Here is a 272-nt window from a genome sequence, read left to right as displayed (position 1 = left end):
CTGCGCCGCCATGATGAGTTCGGCACGCTGGAAACGGGCTTCAACCGGATGGCCGACGAACTGACCGAGCTCGTCGCGCGCGCGCAGCAGTCGTCGCTGCAGGTGACGACGTCGGTGGCCGAAATCGCGGCGACGTCGCGCGAGCAGCAGGCGACCGCCAACGAAACCGCGGCGACGACGACCGAGATCGGCGCGACGTCGCGCGAGATCTTCGCGACCTCGCGCGACCTGCTGCGCACGATGAACGAGGTGGCCGGCGTGGCCGAGCAGTC

1 pseudogene is annotated in these 272 nt (G+C 69.9%); it reads left to right on the top strand.

The features are described from left to right. Nucleotides 1-272 (top strand): annotated as a pseudogene (locus SB772_RS41120) (methyl-accepting chemotaxis protein); the annotation flags it as partial.

The sequence above is a fragment of the Paraburkholderia sp. SIMBA_030 genome (assembly GCF_046535245.1).
Taxonomy (GTDB): domain Bacteria; phylum Pseudomonadota; class Gammaproteobacteria; order Burkholderiales; family Burkholderiaceae; genus Paraburkholderia.
Note: the sequence above shows the minus strand (reverse complement) of the source record. Positions and strands in the feature narration are given on the sequence as shown.